Annotated in this window: 17 protein-coding genes and 1 riboswitch; of the genes, 10 read left to right on the plus strand and 7 right to left on the minus strand. The window is 59.6% G+C overall.

Annotated elements, in window-relative coordinates; translation table 11 throughout:
* Positions 1–31: 31 nt before the first annotated feature.
* Positions 32–844, plus strand: coding sequence for a ferredoxin--NADP reductase (locus ACQZ5N_RS02095; RefSeq protein ID WP_035264028.1), 813 nt, complete (start codon positions 32–34; stop codon positions 842–844).
* A gap of 58 nt (positions 845–902) precedes the next feature.
* On the opposite strand, the gene ACQZ5N_RS02100 is transcribed toward ACQZ5N_RS02095, so the two are convergent.
* Positions 903–2,159, minus strand: coding sequence for an MFS transporter (locus ACQZ5N_RS02100; protein WP_448731929.1), 1,257 nt, complete (start codon positions 2,157–2,159; stop codon positions 903–905).
* A gap of 196 nt (positions 2,160–2,355) precedes the next feature.
* Between ACQZ5N_RS02100 and ACQZ5N_RS02105 the strand changes: the two genes are divergently transcribed.
* Positions 2,356–2,832, plus strand: a complete 477-nt coding sequence (locus ACQZ5N_RS02105; RefSeq protein WP_448731930.1) for a hypothetical protein — start codon at positions 2,356–2,358, stop codon at positions 2,830–2,832.
* A gap of 37 nt (positions 2,833–2,869) precedes the next feature.
* Here ACQZ5N_RS02105 and ACQZ5N_RS02110 read toward each other — a convergent pair whose 3' ends face one another.
* The 5 genes from ACQZ5N_RS02110 to ACQZ5N_RS02130 all read right to left on the minus strand — a co-directional run bounded on the left by ACQZ5N_RS02110 (position 2,870) and on the right by ACQZ5N_RS02130 (position 8,776).
* Positions 2,870–3,673 carry an endonuclease/exonuclease/phosphatase family protein gene (locus ACQZ5N_RS02110; RefSeq protein WP_196377795.1) on the minus strand — a complete coding sequence of 268 codons (804 nt, stop codon included), beginning with the start codon at positions 3,671–3,673 and terminating at the stop codon, positions 2,870–2,872.
* Positions 3,674–3,830: 157 nt separating this feature from the next.
* Positions 3,831–6,695: an aminomethyl-transferring glycine dehydrogenase gene (gene gcvP / locus ACQZ5N_RS02115; RefSeq protein ID WP_448731931.1), complete on the minus strand. Its 2,865-nt coding sequence runs from the start codon at positions 6,693–6,695 to the stop codon at positions 3,831–3,833.
* Positions 6,695–7,057, minus strand: a complete 363-nt coding sequence (gene gcvH, locus ACQZ5N_RS02120) for a glycine cleavage system protein GcvH (protein ID WP_003502678.1) — start codon at positions 7,055–7,057, stop codon at positions 6,695–6,697. Before gcvH ends, gcvP begins: the two co-directional genes overlap by 1 nt.
* A 28-nt stretch (positions 7,058–7,085) precedes the next feature.
* Entirely contained in the window at positions 7,086–8,225 is a 1,140-nt protein-coding gene (gene gcvT / locus ACQZ5N_RS02125) for a glycine cleavage system aminomethyltransferase GcvT (protein WP_448731932.1), read from the minus strand.
* A 153-nt stretch (positions 8,226–8,378) separates the two neighbouring features.
* A riboswitch (glycine riboswitch) is annotated at positions 8,379–8,466 on the minus strand.
* 124 nt (positions 8,467–8,590) lie between these two features.
* Positions 8,591–8,776, minus strand: coding sequence for a DUF3008 family protein (locus ACQZ5N_RS02130; RefSeq protein ID WP_003523602.1), 186 nt, complete (start codon positions 8,774–8,776; stop codon positions 8,591–8,593).
* 174 nt (positions 8,777–8,950) lie between these two features.
* Here ACQZ5N_RS02130 and ACQZ5N_RS02135 point away from each other — a divergent pair, with 174 nt between their 5' ends.
* On the plus strand, positions 8,951–9,331 hold the full coding sequence (locus ACQZ5N_RS02135) for a hypothetical protein (RefSeq protein WP_448731933.1): 381 nt from the start codon (positions 8,951–8,953) through the stop codon (positions 9,329–9,331).
* 87 nt (positions 9,332–9,418) lie between these two features.
* Complete coding sequence (locus ACQZ5N_RS02140; protein WP_448731934.1) at positions 9,419–10,390, plus strand: copper chaperone PCu(A)C; 972 nt, start codon at positions 9,419–9,421, stop codon at positions 10,388–10,390.
* A 239-nt stretch (positions 10,391–10,629) separates the two neighbouring features.
* On the opposite strand, the gene ACQZ5N_RS02145 is transcribed toward ACQZ5N_RS02140, so the two are convergent.
* Positions 10,630–10,932 (minus strand): hypothetical protein, encoded by a 303-nt coding sequence (locus ACQZ5N_RS02145; protein ID WP_448731935.1) that lies wholly within the window; start codon positions 10,930–10,932, stop codon positions 10,630–10,632.
* Between the two features lie 204 nt (positions 10,933–11,136).
* Here ACQZ5N_RS02145 and crcB point away from each other — a divergent pair, with 204 nt between their 5' ends.
* The 6 genes from crcB (at position 11,137) to ACQZ5N_RS02175 (ending at position 15,255) form a co-directional block, all read left to right on the plus strand.
* A complete protein-coding gene (crcB, locus tag ACQZ5N_RS02150; protein WP_003523608.1) occupies positions 11,137–11,514 on the plus strand; it encodes a fluoride efflux transporter CrcB in 378 nt (125 codons plus the stop codon).
* A 66-nt stretch (positions 11,515–11,580) separates the two neighbouring features.
* Positions 11,581–12,570 carry an RluA family pseudouridine synthase gene (locus ACQZ5N_RS02155; protein WP_035264040.1) on the plus strand — a complete coding sequence of 330 codons (990 nt, stop codon included), beginning with the start codon at positions 11,581–11,583 and terminating at the stop codon, positions 12,568–12,570.
* A gap of 6 nt (positions 12,571–12,576) precedes the next feature.
* Complete coding sequence (locus ACQZ5N_RS02160) at positions 12,577–13,245, plus strand: HAD family hydrolase (protein WP_269830896.1); 669 nt, start codon at positions 12,577–12,579, stop codon at positions 13,243–13,245.
* Positions 13,246–13,274: 29 nt separating this feature from the next.
* Entirely contained in the window at positions 13,275–14,069 is a 795-nt protein-coding gene (locus tag ACQZ5N_RS02165; RefSeq protein ID WP_448731936.1) for an ATP12 family chaperone protein, read from the plus strand.
* Positions 14,070–14,129: 60 nt separating this feature from the next.
* Positions 14,130–14,618, plus strand: a complete 489-nt coding sequence (locus ACQZ5N_RS02170; RefSeq protein ID WP_035264048.1) for a hypothetical protein — start codon at positions 14,130–14,132, stop codon at positions 14,616–14,618.
* Between the two features lie 247 nt (positions 14,619–14,865).
* Complete coding sequence (locus ACQZ5N_RS02175; protein ID WP_035217376.1) at positions 14,866–15,255, plus strand: RidA family protein; 390 nt, start codon at positions 14,866–14,868, stop codon at positions 15,253–15,255.
* Positions 15,256–15,293 lie beyond the last annotated feature (38 nt).

The following is a 15,293-nucleotide window of genomic DNA, read 5'->3' on the forward strand; positions in this document are numbered from 1 at the left end:
TCGCATCGAATAAGAATGGACGGAACCTGAAATGAACGCGCCAGCCAAGACGGAAGATTTCGCGATCAAGATACCTGACGGTGTTTACGCCGAGACGGTTTTATCGGTGGAACACTATACCGACCACCTGTTCCGTTTCCGCATGACGCGCCCGGCCGGCTTCCGTTTCCGTTCCGGCGAATTCGCCATGATCGGCCTGATGGTCGGCGACAAGCCGATCTACCGCGCCTATTCCATCGCCAGCCCCGCCTGGGACGAGGAACTGGAATTCTTCTCGATCAAGGTTCCGAACGGTCCGCTGACATCGCATCTTCAGGCGATCAAGCCCGGCGATACGGTCCTGATGCGCAAGAAGCCGACAGGCACGCTGGTTCTGGATGCGCTGACGCCTGGCAGACGGCTTTACATGTTCTCCACCGGCACCGGCATCGCGCCTTTCGCGAGCCTGATCCGTGACCCGGAAACCTATGAGAAATTCGAGGAAGTCATCCTCACCCATACCTGCCGCGACGTGGCCGAGCTGAAATATGGCTTCGATCTGGTCGAGGAAATCCGCAACCACGAATTCCTGAACGAGATCGTCGGCGACAAGCTGAAGCATTATGCGACCGTCACCCGCGAAGATTACCCCTTCAAGGGTCGTATCACCACGCTGATCGAAAATGGCAAGCTGTTTGCGGATCTCGGCGTTCCGGCGCTCGATCCCGAGATCGATCGCGGCATGATCTGCGGATCCTCGGCGATGCTGAAGGACACCAAGGAACTGCTTGAAAAGGCCGGCCTGAACGAAGGCGCCAATAACAAGCCCGCCGAATTCGTGATCGAGCGCGCTTTCGTCGGTTGATCAGACAACAAACGATGAGATTTCAGGAGGCCGTCAGGCCTCCTTTTTGTTTGCGCCTTCAGTGCCGTTGGTGAGAGGCGGCGTCGTCATCCTGTTTCGGCGCTATCTCGTTGCGATGAAGAATAAAAAGCCCGATGGCGATAGCGGCAATGCCGCCGCCGACGAGATGCGACAGCGAATAACCGCCCTTCGTCACCAGCCAGCCTGCGACGACATTGCTGAACGATGCGCCGATACCCTGAACCATCATGACGCTGGCAAGGCCGACATTAAAACGACCGGTGCCCTTCAAAATCCTCTCCACCGCAACCGGGGTGACGATGCCGAGCAGGCCGGCGCCAACGCCATCGAGAAACTGCACCGGGAAAATCACCCAGAAATCCGTGAAGGCTGAGGCGAGAAGACCGCGTATCGGCAACGCGATTAGCGCGATGATGAAAACGGTCGAGAGGCCGAAACGGCGTATCAGCCATGGGGCCATTGCGGCGACGAAGATCATCGCGAATTGCGCGACGCCGGTAATGATGGCGGTGGTGCGGAAGGGCGTCTGCAGTTCGATGGCGAAATCCTGCGCGATCAACCGGCTCATCGGCGCGTTGCCGAAGTGGAAAACAAGCAGAATGATGGCGAGAAAGATCAGCCCGCGCTCCTGCAGTAACACCTTGATGCCGGACGGGCCGGGTTCTCCCTTGTCTTCGGCAAGGCCGCGGGCGACGTTGTGGTCGATTCGATCGGGGTCGATGGCCGCCGTCGCGACCAATGCGCCTGCAGCGGTCAGCAGCATGAGGCCGATGATACCGTTCATGCCGAAGAAGGTAACCACCACATAGGTCGCGAAAAGCGATGCAAAATTGCCGCCGTGGTTCCAGAACTCGTTGCGTGAAATCTGATGGGAGAACAGGCGTTCGCCGACAAGGCCGAGTGCGAGGCCAGCAAGTGCCGGCCCGACCACGGCGCCGACGACGGCCGTCATGATCTGACCGGTCCAGACGATCCATGCATCCGGAAAGATCAGCGTGATCAGCGCGCCGATGGTCACGAGGATGACGGGAATGGCGATCAGCAGCCTTTTCCACGTCGTGCCATCCACGAGCGCGCCACAGAGCGGCGTGGCAATCATGCCCAGCGAAAGCGAAGACCAGCCCTTTGTCGCTAAAAAGGCATCCAGAAACGGCCCAAGGCCGTCGCGGGCATCGGCGAGGAAAAAGTTCAGCGCTGCAAGGGCAAAAAGCGTGCGGTCTGAAATGCCGCCGCTGCGGGGCAGACCACCGGAAGGAAGCCTGCCGCGCGCTGCCGGAACGCCGATTGTCGTCATGAAATATGCTCCGAAAATATGCGCGAAAGGATGGGAAATTGATCGAGGCTGGCGAGAAACATCTGTGCCCGCATTTGGTTGCACTGACACAACGGAAATATTGGTCCGCCGATATTTTTGACGGTTGCAGAATAGACCGAAGGAACGTTTGTCGGCGCAAGCGAGTTAGCCTTCGTGGAAAAAACGGATACTCGCCATGAAGACCAAGGCTTTTGCGATTTTATTTTCTGCCGGATTGCTCGGCGCACAGCCCGCGCATGCGGATGAACGCGAATTCCTCTCGTCGCTGAAAGGCACCTGGGCGGGCAAGGGAACCGTGATTACCCGCATTGGCACGCCGCCGATCAGCGTGAACTGTACGCTCAACATGTCCGGCACTTGCCGGGGACTGCTTGTGGTAAAGCGCGCAATCGCCGCCGATCTCTCGGCGAAGGGCGGGCGCTATAGCGGCGCCTATACCGGCCCTTCCGGCCGCCCGTCTGCCCTTTCCGGCACGAGACAGGGAAATGCGATCAACCTGACCGTCCGCTGGAATCGCGATATCAACGGTGACCGTGTCGCCGCCATGACCATTGAAAAGGTTGGCGATAATGGCCTGCGGTTGCGCACCACCGACAAGGACGCACGGACCGGCAAAACGGTGGTGACGAGCGATATCCGGCTTGTGCGCTAAGGCAGTCATGAGAAAATGGCCGTTGGGATGTTGAATCTTAGCGGAATTCGAGCAGCAGCGGGCAATGGTCCGAGACCTCAGGCTGTCTCACCACATCGAAGTGATCGACTTCTACAGCCGGATTGACCAGCATGTAATCCGCATAGCGGTTCGGTTTGGCATAATGCGAGGTCCGGGTGTCGGTGAAGCCGCGCGTGGTGACAAGTTCGGTGAGATCCAGTTCCTTCAACACGGCGAAGGTTTCGCTCTCAGGCAGAACATTAAAGTCGCCGCAGACGACGATCCGGTCGCCATCCTCCGCAATGTTTTTCACAAGTTGGACAAGGCGTTTTGCCTGCGCCAGGCGGGCTGCGGTATCGTGCTTGCCGTCGAGGTCGCGCAGCCCATGCATATGGGCGATGATGGCGGGCTGACCGGTCATGAAGTCAAAAACCCTGATGGCGTGGCCCGTGCGTGAACGTGGGTGATCGCCATATCCATCCGCAGAGAAGGCGCCATGCACGAAACCCTGCGCCTGCGCAACGATGGCGATGGACCTGCGCACGAAGGTCGCCAGTCCCCATTGGGAAGGATATCGAGTCTCGCCCTGCCAGAGATCGCCCTGCGCCGCGGGGCAGAACACTGCTACGTGATCGGGCAGAGCGTCCGCGACATCCCGCAGGAAATTCGCCCTTTGCGGCAAGTCAATGCCGTGCTCACGATAACTCAGCCAGTCCTGCGTGGCGGCCGGTGTGTGCACCACTTCCTGCAGACATAAGATATCGGGGTCGGACGAGGCAATATAGGGAACGAGCTCGTCATGAAGCTTTCCGCCCCAGCCGTTCAGGCAAATCAGACGCATTCCCACTCCATCCCCATGTCGCAGCGTCATCTGTTTAACACGGACTATGCCAGGATCAACCATGCGGAAGCGTGATCGCCAGATAACGAAAACCTTGCCATAACGAAAAAAGGCCCGGATCGCTCCGGGCCTTCGTATGTCGGTTCGCACCGATGCCTTATTCCGCTGCTTCGGCGTAAGCCTCCATTGGCGGGCAGGTGCAGATGAGGTTGCGGTCACCATAGACATTGTCGATGCGGTTGACCGGCGACCAGTATTTGTCGATGCGGAACGCGCCGGGCGGGAAGCAGCCCTTTTCGCGGCTATAGGGACGATCCCATTCGCCGACGAGGTCTTCCACGGTGTGCGGCGCGTTTTTCAGCGGGTTGTTGGTCTTGTCCGCACGGCCTTCCTCGATGTCGCGGGCTTCCTCACGGATCGCCAGCATGGCATCGCAGAAACGGTCGATTTCCGCCTTGGTTTCGGATTCCGTCGGCTCGATCATCAATGTGCCGGCGACCGGCCAGCTCATGGTCGGCGCGTGGAAACCGCAGTCGATGAGGCGCTTTGCGACATCGTCCACCGTCACGCCGCAGCTGTCTGCCAGCGGGCGGGTATCGATGATGCACTCATGCGCCACGCGTCCGGTTTCGGACTTGTAGAGCACGTCATAAGCGCCCTTTAGCCGTTCGGCGATGTAGTTGGCGTTGAGGATCGCCACCTTGGTCGCCTGCGTCAGCCCTTCGCCACCCATCATCAGGCAATAGCTCCAGGAGATCGGCAGGATCGACGGCGAGCCGAACGGGGCAGCAGACACCGCACCCTCACGACCGTCCGTCGCCGGATGGCCGGGCAGGTAGGGAGCAAGATGCGCCTTGACGCCGATCGGTCCCATGCCGGGGCCACCGCCGCCATGCGGAATGCAGAAGGTCTTGTGCAGATTGAGATGCGAAACGTCCGAACCGATATCGCCGGGACGGGCGAGACCGACCATGGCGTTCATGTTGGCGCCGTCGAGATAGACCTGTCCGCCATGCTTGTGGGTGATCTCGCAGATCTCGCGAACCGTCTCCTCGAACACGCCATGGGTGGACGGGTAGGTGATCATGCAGCACGAGAGGTTTTCCGCATACTGCTCTGCTTTTGCACGGAAATCATCGATATCGATATCGCCGTTGTCCCGCACCTTCACCGGCACCACTTTCATGCCGACCATCTGCGCGGAGGCAGGGTTGGTGCCATGCGCGGAAGTCGGAATAAGGCAGACGTCGCGATGTGTGCCGCCATTGGCGAGGTGGTAGTTGCGGATGGTCAGAAGCCCCGCATATTCCCCCTGCGCGCCGGAATTCGGCTGCATGGAGAAGGCGTCGTAACCGGTGACCGAGCACAGCTTTTCGGAAAGATCGTCGATCATCTCCTTGTAGCCTAGCGCCTGATTGGCCGGTACGAAGGGATGAATGTCGGAAAATTCCGGCCAGGTGATTGGCAGCATCTCCGCTGTCGCATTCAGTTTCATGGTGCAGGAACCGAGCGGGATCATCGAGCGGTCGAGCGCCAGATCGCGGTCCGAAAGGCGGCGGATGTAACGGGTCATCTCGCTTTCGGCGCGGTTCATGTGGAAGATCGGATGCGTCATATACTGGCTGGTGCGCAGCAGTTCCTTCGGCAGGCGATATTCCGGCTCGAAATCCGAGATCGAGAAATTGCCGCCGAAGGCGCGCCAGACGGCTTCCAGCGTTGCCGGGCGCGTGCGCTCGTCAAGGCTCATGCCGATCTTGGTCGCGCCCACCTTGCGCAGGTTCACGCCTTCCGCCACGGCCGAACGCAGGATGACGCCCTGCATGTGGCCAACTTCAACGGTGATGGTGTCGAAGAAGGTTTCCGGCTCGATGGTGTAGCCGAGCTTTTCCAGACCCTTGGCCATCAGCACGGCCTTCTGGTGGGTCTGCTGGGCAATCGCCTTGATGCCCTGCGGGCCATGGAAGACGCCATACATCGAAGCCATGACGGCGAGCAGCACCTGCGCTGTGCAGATGTTGGAGGTGGCCTTTTCGCGGCGGATATGCTGCTCGCGGGTCTGCAGCGACAGGCGATAGGCGCGGTTGCCACGCGCATCGACCGAAACGCCGACCAGACGGCCGGGCATGGAGCGCTTATGTGCGTCCTTGACGGCCATGTAGGCCGCATGCGGACCGCCGTAACCAACCGGAACGCCGAAACGCTGCGAGGTACCGATGGCGATATCCGCACCCATTTCGCCGGGAGATTTCAGGAGCGTCAGCGCCAGAAGATCGGCGGCGACGGCGGCAATCGCGCCCGTCTGGTGCAGGCGGGAAATCAGGCCGGAGAAATCGCTGACATGCCCGTGGGTGCCGGGATACTGGAAGATCGCGCCGAACACATCGACCGGATCGAGATCGGTGAACGGGTTGCCGACGATCACCTTCCAGCCGAGCGGGGCAGCGCGGGTCTCGATCAGCGCGATGGTCTGCGGATGGCAATTGGCGTCAACGAAGAAGGCGGTCGCCTTGGATTTCGCAACGCGCTGGCACATGGCCATGGCTTCGGCAGCCGCCGTCGCTTCATCGAGCAGCGATGCGTTGGCAACATCGAGACCGGTCAGATCGCACACCATGGTCTGGTAGTTCAGCAGCGCCTCAAGGCGGCCCTGGCTGATTTCCGGCTGGTAGGGCGTATAGGCCGTGTACCAGGCCGGGTTCTCCAGAATATTGCGCTGGATGACCGGCGGCGTGATCGTACCGTAATAACCCTGGCCGATCAGCGAGGTCAGAACCTGGTTTTTGTTGGCCGTCTCGCGAAGACGGTCGAGCGCCTCGCGTTCGGTCAGCGCGGCACCCCAGGTCAGCGGCGCCTTCTGGCGGATGGAAGAGGGAACGGTGGCGTCGATGAGCGCGTCGAGGCTCTTATAGCCAACGACCTTCAGCATCTCGGCCATTTCCGACGGCGACGGCCCGATGTGACGCCGGTTAGCGAAGTCATAGGGCTGATAGTCGGTGAAATGGAATTCGGTGGGCGTCGTCATTACGCGATCAGCTCCTTGTAGGCTGCCTCGTCAAGCAGCGTATCGGCATCTGCGGCGTTGGAAAGCTTGAGCTTGAAGAACCAGCCGGCGCCCTGCGGGTCGGAATTGACGAGCGAGGGGTCATCGACGATGGCTTGGTTGATTTCCACCACTTCGCCATCCAGCGGACAATAGACGTCGGAAGCCGCCTTGACGGATTCAACGGTCGCCGCGTCGCCATCCTTGGAGAAGGTGGCGCCCACTTCCGGCAATTCGACGAAAACGAGATCGCCAAGCTGTTCAGCGGCGTGACTGGTGATGCCAACGGTGGCGATATCGCCTTCGAACTTCAGCCATTCGTGTTCTGCGGTAAATTTCAGCATCGTATTCTCTCCGGAGATGGGATGAAGATTATCGTTTATAGGTGGGCTTGATGAAGGGCAGGGCGGCGACGGTGACGGGCAGATATTTGCCGCGCACTTCCGCAAAGACAGCTGTACCGGGAGCGGCGTGGGAAACGGGGACGTAACCCATGGCGACGGGACCTTCGACCGAGGGACCGAAACCGCCCGAGGTCACTTCACCGATCTCCGTCTTGCCCTCGGCATCTGCGAAAAGCTTCGAATGGCCGCGCACCGGCGCCTTACCTTCCGGCTTCAGGCCAACACGGCGGCGCGATGTGCCGTCTTTCAGTTCGCCGAGAATGCGCTCTGCGCCGGGAAAACCGCCCTCGCGGTCGCCGCCAGCGCGGCGCGCCTTCTGGATCGCCCATTCGAGCGAGGCTTCGATGGGGGAGGTCGTGGTGTCGATGTCGTTGCCATAGAGACAAAGGCCGGCTTCGAGGCGCAGGCTGTCGCGCGCGCCAAGCCCGATCGGCTCGCAGTCGGGATGTTCGAGCAGCGCCTTGGCGATCTCTTCCGCCTTGTCGGCGGGCACGGAGATTTCAAAGCCGTCTTCACCGGAATAACCGGAGCGCGAGACGATGCAGGGCACGTCATGCAGCGGCACTTCCTGCACATCCATGAATTTCATTTCCGAGACGCCGGCCCAGAGTTCAGCCAGAACCGCCTCCGCGCGCGGTCCTTGCAGCGCGATGAGCGCCCGGTCGTCGAGAAGGGTGATCTCGCAGCGGTCTGAAAGATGCGCCTTCATATGGGCGACATCGGCATCCTTGCAGGCCGCATTGACGACGACGAAAAGATGGTCGCCGCGATTGGTGATCATCAGGTCATCGAGAATGCCGCCATTTTCATCGGTGAAGAAACCGTAGCGCTGGCGGCCTTCCTTCAGGCCGAGAATATCCACCGGCACCAGCTTTTCCAGCGCGAGTGCGGCATCTTCATTTCTGCCGGACTTCGCCCTCAGGATCACTTGGCCCATATGGGACACGTCGAACAGACCGGCGGAGGTGCGGGTCTGAAGATGTTCCTTCAGAACACCGGCCGGATATTGCACCGGCATGTCATAACCGGCGAAAGGCACCATGCGGGCGCCAAGCGATAGATGCAGGGAATTGAGCGGCGTGATTTGAAGCTCGGCGGTATCGTCCAAGGACGCCTCCAGGGTTGCGCGAACGATCGCGCGGGCTCAGGTCATGGCGCTGAAACACGCCGGGTTCAAGAGCCCCCTCTGTCCTTGTCGCCTGAGATTGTTATCCCTTCGGCGAGCCGTCCTTATGAAAGGTGGCTTCTCTCCAGAGTTCCGTCGTCACCGCTGGTCCTTTTGCCTGAGAGTTTCCGGGGCGGTTGCTCCTTCGGCACCGCAGTGAAGCGGTTTCTCCCAACGATGATGCGACGCTCATTATCTTCGAAGACCCGTTATTGGCAAGGACCAAATGACGCATCTGAACAGATTCTTGCTCCATCTGCGCCATCGGCGCAGCGATCTGCGGCGACAGATTGTCTTGGCAGCTTTCTTCAGTCGGATTTTTTCTCCGGCAGACCCTTGCGTTTTGTCGATGCGAAATCCTCAAGTTCTTTTTCTGTCATGGACTTCTCCATGCTTTTTGAAGCACCTTTTAAACTGGATTTCTTCATTTCTCCGCGTTTGGCCGCCAGTGCGGCGCCCGCCGCTTTCTGCTGGGCCTTCGATTTGGCTGGCATGTCGGGCCTCCCTTGGAACGATGGTTGCGGCAGGAAAATGCCGCCCGGCATCTATTGTTCCCTTGCGACGGTCTGGCCTGCGGCAAAATTCCCCTTTGAAATCGGAGAGAAACAGGGATATCGCCATAGGATATGGATGCAAATCGAACACGACAGTTGATGGGGATGGAGAAAATGCTTCGCATTTTCTGCGCGACCCTGATGTTGTCCCTCGGTTTTGCCCACAAGCCGGCACTTGCCGCAGCCCCCGGCGTTGCGCTGGATGAGAGTTACCGGCTGCCGGACGGCACCTTTGCGGAAATCTGCCTTGGCCATGGCAACGGCGTCAATGCTCCCCATACCAAGGAAGGCCCCGCCCACTCCGGCGACGCCATACTGTTTTGCGAGGCCTGCCTCCTGGCCTCGTCCATTCTTCTGCCGATGCCCGATACGGCTGGTTGGCTGAAGACTGAATTTGCCTGGCTCGACAATCGCCTGCCTGCGGAATGGAGCTTCCGCTCCGTGCTGACGATCCAGAAGCCCGCCGCGCGCGGCCCGCCATCCCTGTCCGCCTGATTTTTCGTTTTACGGGATTATCGCCGCCTTTGGCGGCACGGAGCGGCTGCACGGACCCAGAGGGATAGCAGTCGCAGGGACAAGCAAATGAAAACCACCAAGATCATCGCCTGCAGCCTTTTCGTCGCCTCGGTTTCGACCGCGCAGGCTTTCGCCCACGCCACATTCGTTGACGGTTCGGCCGAACAGGAAAGCACCGTCGTTGCCGCCCTCCAGGTGCCGCATGGCTGCGAAGGCGGGCTCGCCACCACCGAAGTTCAGATCAAGCTGCCGGAAGGATTCATTTCCGCCAAGCCCCAGCCTAAGGCTGGCTGGGAGCTGGAGGTCATCAAGGGAGACTACCAGAAGGCCTACAAGAACCACGGCAAGGAGATTAAAAGTGGACCGGTCGAAATCCGCTGGAAAGGCGGCAACCTGCCGGATGAATTCTACGACACCTTCGCCGTGCAGGGAAAAATCTCCGGTATAGAAGCGGGGCAGGACCTGCCATTCAAGGTAACGCAGCTCTGCGGCGACAAGGGCAAGGTTTCCTGGGATGAAGTGGCAGCGGCCGGCGTCGATCCGCATTCCCTTAAAAGTCCCGCTCCCACCATTCGCGTTGCCGCAAAGTCCGCACATGCCGGCGGCCATGATCACTCGGCCATGGATATGGATGTCGTGAAGGCCGGCAGCCTCGAAGTGTCGGACGGAACGACAAAGGCCATGCTGCCGGGCCAGCCCGTGGGCGGTGGATACGTGACCATCAAGAATACCGGCGATAGCGACGACAAGCTGATCGGCGTCGAATCGTCGTCCGCCGGACGTGCTGAAATCCACGAGATGGCCATGGTCAATGACGTCATGAAAATGCGCAAGCTGGATGACGGCATCGTCATTCCCGCCGGCCAGACGGTGGAGCTGAAGCCCGGCGGCCTGCATATGATGTTCTTCGATGTGAAGAAGCCCTTTGCCGAAGGCGACAAAGTGCCGGTAACGCTCATCTTCGAAAAGGCCGGCAAGGTGGAGATCGTGCTGTCCGCAGGCGCAGCCAAGGGCGGCGGCGACCACCAGCATAATTGACCGATGAAAAACGGCTACCGGAACGCGTGACAGGTCCGGTAGCCGCAAATTTTCGTCTATCGTGTTTGTTCTTCAGCGCCGTGGCGGAAAAGGCAGGGTGGCATTTGCCCACGTGATTTTCCAGAACTCGGTCGAAGATCTCTAGAAGATCAGTCTGACACCAGGCTGAATGCGGGGATCCCGCCTGCATGGCGAGAAACTGAAGAAACGACATTAAAATATTTATATATCCATCTGATCTATAAATTACTTTCAGATTTTGACGCGAGGCTGTTTTCCTCGTAGGCCTCCACGGCCTGCTCCAGTGTCGCTTGCGGCTCCTGACGCTGGCTGCTTGCTATCAGGAAATAGAGGGTGAGGGCCGGCGGCTTGATCGTCGTCATCAGGCCCCTGAGCTGGAAGTCATCCCCGTTTTCGGCTTTGCGCGCCAGTTCGTGAATGGCCTCTTCAACCTCGCTCTTGCGCGGCACGCGTTGCGGCGGCTTCATGGCCTCCAGCGCATAGGCCGCTGTATTCGCGGAAACGGAAAGAACCTGTGTCATCGAACCTCCGGCCATCTTCGCCGACCCTGAAAAACCGGAGATTAACAGTTGCCCATTGTTGGAAGGCTAAATCGCACAGCTGCAATTTAATCGTATTTTAACAGCCGAAAGCGCCGGGCTAAGGGGTTTCGCCAGCGGTTACCATGGTCTAAAAATGTCTTGGACCGTCCGGTCCGACGATTTCTTCCGGAGACACAATTCCCCATGATCAATATCGCCCTTGTCGCTGCAGGCGGCGCAATCGGTTCCGTGTTCCGTTATCTGGTCGGGGTTTGGAGCATGCGGTTGGCCGGACCGAATTTTCCCTGGGGAACCCTTGCCGTCAATGTGGTCGGATCTTTCCTGATCGGTCTGCTGGTCGAGCTTGTGGCGCGGCGGCTGAACGCCTCGATGGAAATGCGCCTGTTTCTCGTCACCGGCGTGCTCGGCGGGTTCACCACATTCTCGTCCTTCTCGCTCGACGCGGTCGCGCTGTTCGAACGCGGCGCGCTCGGGCTTTCTGCCGTTTACGTGCTTGCAAGCCTTGCGGTTTCCATTGCCGCGGTTTTCGCCGGGCTGGCCTTGGGCCGCAGTTTGTTCTAAAGGCTTGGTCCAAACGGCGCGCCGACGAATAGGGCGCGCGATCAGGACAGAAAGACTGGAAATTTCATGGCAGGTATCGAGCATATCAAGGTCGGGGCCGACGAGGCCGGTATGCGCCTCGATCGCTGGTTCAAGATTCATTATCCGGGACTTGGTTTCGGGCAGTTGCAGAAGCTTCTGCGCTCCGGACAGGTGCGTGTGGATGGCGGCCGGGTGAAGACGGATGCGCGCGTGCAGCCGGGACAGATGGTGCGCGTACCGCCGGTCGATTCCGATCTCAAGGTCAAGAGCGGCCCGATCGGATCGAAGGACCTCAAACATTCCGAAGATGGCGAGCTTCTGGCGCGCATGCTCCTGCATGAGGACGACAAGGTCTTCGTTTTCAACAAGCCGGCCGGCATTGCCGTGCAGGGCGGCTCCGGCGTCACCCGCCATATCGACGGGCTGCTGGAAGCCTGGACCAACCAGAAGGGTGAAAAGCCGCGCCTGGTGCACCGCCTCGACCGCGATACGTCGGGCGTGCTGGTGGTTGCCCGCACCCGCGGTGCTGCGCAGAAGCTGACCGCCGCCTTCCGCGAACGCGATACCAAGAAGACCTATTGGGCGCTGGTCAAGGGCGTGCCGCGCAAGCATCAGGACAAGATTTCCACCTGGCTGGTCAAGGAACAGACGATGGATGGCGATCGCATGCGTATTGCCAAGCATGGCGAGGAGGGGGCCGATCACGCCGTTTCCTATTACCGCGTCATCGATACCGCCGCGCAGAACCTCGCCTGGCTGGAAATGGAACCCTATACCGGCCGCACCCATCAGCTTCGCGTTCACGCGCTGCATATGGGGCACCCGATCATCGGGGATCCGAAATATTATATCGACGATCCGAACTGGGATTTCCCAGGCGGCATCCAGAAGCGCCTGCATCTCCACGCACGCCACATCGACATTCCGCATCCGAATGGCGGCCGGCTTCGGGTCAGCGCACCCTTGCCGCCGCATATGGTACAGACCTGGAACCTGCTCGGTCTCGACGTGGCCGATGGCGATAGGGAAGACTGAGAGCCCATGAAACTCGTTCTTTTCGATTGCGACGGCACGCTGGTGGATAGCGCCGGCCTGATCCATGCCGTCATGGCCGATACTTTCGCTGATTTCGGCAAACCGCGCCCCGATATCTCCGAAACCAAGGCGATCATCGGTCTGACGCTGGATATCGCCATCGCCCGCATGCTCGGCAAGGCGCATGTGGATGACGAAGCGAAGGCGATGACGGAACGTTACAGGGAAATCTATCATCCCCTGCGGGAGCGGCCGGAAATGACCGTGCCGCTTTTCGACGGTATCGCCACGCTGATCGATACGCTTTCGAAACGCGACGATGTGCTGATCGGTGCGGTGACCGGCAAGGGCCGGCGCGGACTTACCCATATTCTGCAGACCCACGGCCTTGCCGATCACTTCATCGTTTCGCGCACGGCGGATGATTGCCCCTCCAAGCCGCATCCGGCCATGGTGATGGAATGCTGCCATGAAACCGGCATGGTTCCGGCCGATACTGTCGTTATCGGCGATGCGATCTACGACATGCAGATGGCCAAGGCTGCCGGCGCGAAAGCAATCGGCGTCGCCTGGGGTTATGCCTCGGTCGACGATCTCTGGAAGGCGGGCGCCGATGCGGTCGTCAGCCACCCGCGCGAAATCCCGGCCTATGTTCCGGCCGATATTCTTGAATAACCTTTCTATCCGACTGACGAGGACGTGCCATGCGTGATCTCCTGAACGACCTTTCGGAGGGCCTGAGCCATCCCGACCCGATCCTGCGCGCGCAGATCCAGATGCAGAAACCTCTGCCGAAGCGGTTCTACAAGGATGTCACCGTCGGTGAGACGGAAGAGGGCGGTTTTACCATTCTTCTCGATGGCAAGCCGCTGCGCACCCCCGCCAAGAAGCCGCTGACCGTCCCGACACGCGCGCTGGCGGAACTGCTTCGCGATGAATGGGATGCCCAGAAAGAAGTGGTCAATCCGGTGGTCATGCCCGTCTCTCGGCATGTGAACACGGCCATTGATGGCGTCGCCAACGACACGCAGGCGGTTTTTGAGGACATACTTCGTTTTTCCTCTTCCGATCTCCTCTGCTATCGCGCCGGCGATCCGGAAGCGCTGGTTGCGCGCCAGACGGACCATTGGGATCCGGTTCTGGACTGGGCGGCCAATGTGCTCGGAGCGCGCTTCATTCTCGTTGAAGGCGTGATGCATCAGGATCAGCCGCGCGAAGCCATCGCGGCTTTCGCGGTAACGCTGAAGAAATACGACACACCGATTGCGCTTGCCGCTCTTCACACCATGACGTCGCTGACCGGCTCCGCCATTTTGGCGCTGGCGCTGGGGGAAGGGCAATTGACGCTGGAGGAGGCATGGGCGCTTGCGCATCTCGATGAGGACTGGACCGCCGAGCAATGGGGCGAGGACGAGGAAGCGCTGGAGCGCCGCGCCGTCAGGCTTGTCGATATGCGCGCGGCCCTCAATGTTCTGGAGTCGCTGAAGAGCGCTTCTTAACGCTTTTCTAACCCTGATGGCCGAGTATGCGGTTACCTCACGTTAGGGGAGCCGCTGATCATGACCACCTCGTTGAAACGCCTTGGCATTCTTGTGCTGGCGTGTTTCACGCTCATGTCTTTCAGGCTGGAACCGGAAGCGACCAATACCGACCGGCTGCTTTACGATGTGCGCGGCGCGTTCGTCGCCGCACGCCCGGATGTCGCTCCGGCGCTGATGCAGTCCATTCATGCGCAGGTGCAGAATGCGATCAAAACCACGGCGCGTGGAGAAACCCGGCCGCGCGTGGTACTAACCATCCGTCTCGCATCCGTTACACGCGGTCCCTTTCTTTTCGGGGAAAGGGCGTCGGCCAAGGTCATCGTCCGCGCCGCCGCCGTTGCGACGGGAGAGGTGATCGCAGAGGCCAAATTCACAGCCACCGTCGTCAGCTTCGACAATCAGTCGATAGAGCAGGAACTTGCCTATGGCGTCGCCGAACGCGTGATCCGCGAATTCAGGCTGAACCGGCCCGGTCCGACGACGCTGGCGACGGCATTGTTTCCATAAGCGGGACACAAAAGGCGACGACGTGACGGCTATTCGTCCGCATTTCAGCTTCAGAAATATCTCAAGCTTCAATCGGGCGCATCTTCGATACTCTTAAATTCACATACGTCGCGTATATGGAATTGACATGCGGCGCGTATGTAACTATCTGGCATACGTAACGTATGTAAATGGGTGTCCGAAGCCTCTTTAAAAAGAGCAACGCTTCTCGGCATCCATGACCACTCAGCCAAAAGAGAGATGCATAATGACCGCACGCGAAGCAATTTTCCCCGCTAACAGGCATGCGCTTTACGAGGAGCATGGCTATTCCGCAGCGATCCGATCCGGTGACCTTCTTTTCGTTTCCGGCCAGGTCGGCAGCCGTGCCGATGGAACGCCTGAACCTGATTTTGAACGTCAGGTCCGGCTGGCCTTTGAAAACCTCAAGGCCACGCTTGCAGCGGCGGGCTGCACCTTCGATGATATTGTGGATGTGACGACGTTCCACACGGATCCGGAAAACCAGTTCGGAACGATCATGGCCGTCAAGCAGGAGATTTTCAGCCAAAAGCCTTACCCGAACTGGACGGCTGTCGGCGTCAACTGGCTTGCCGGCTTCGATTTCGAGATCAAGGTCATTGCCCGCATCCCGTAATGTCAGGTTAAATCTGAAACGGCGGCGCTTACAGGGCG

It is taken from the genome of Agrobacterium sp. 22-221-1 (assembly GCF_053522445.1).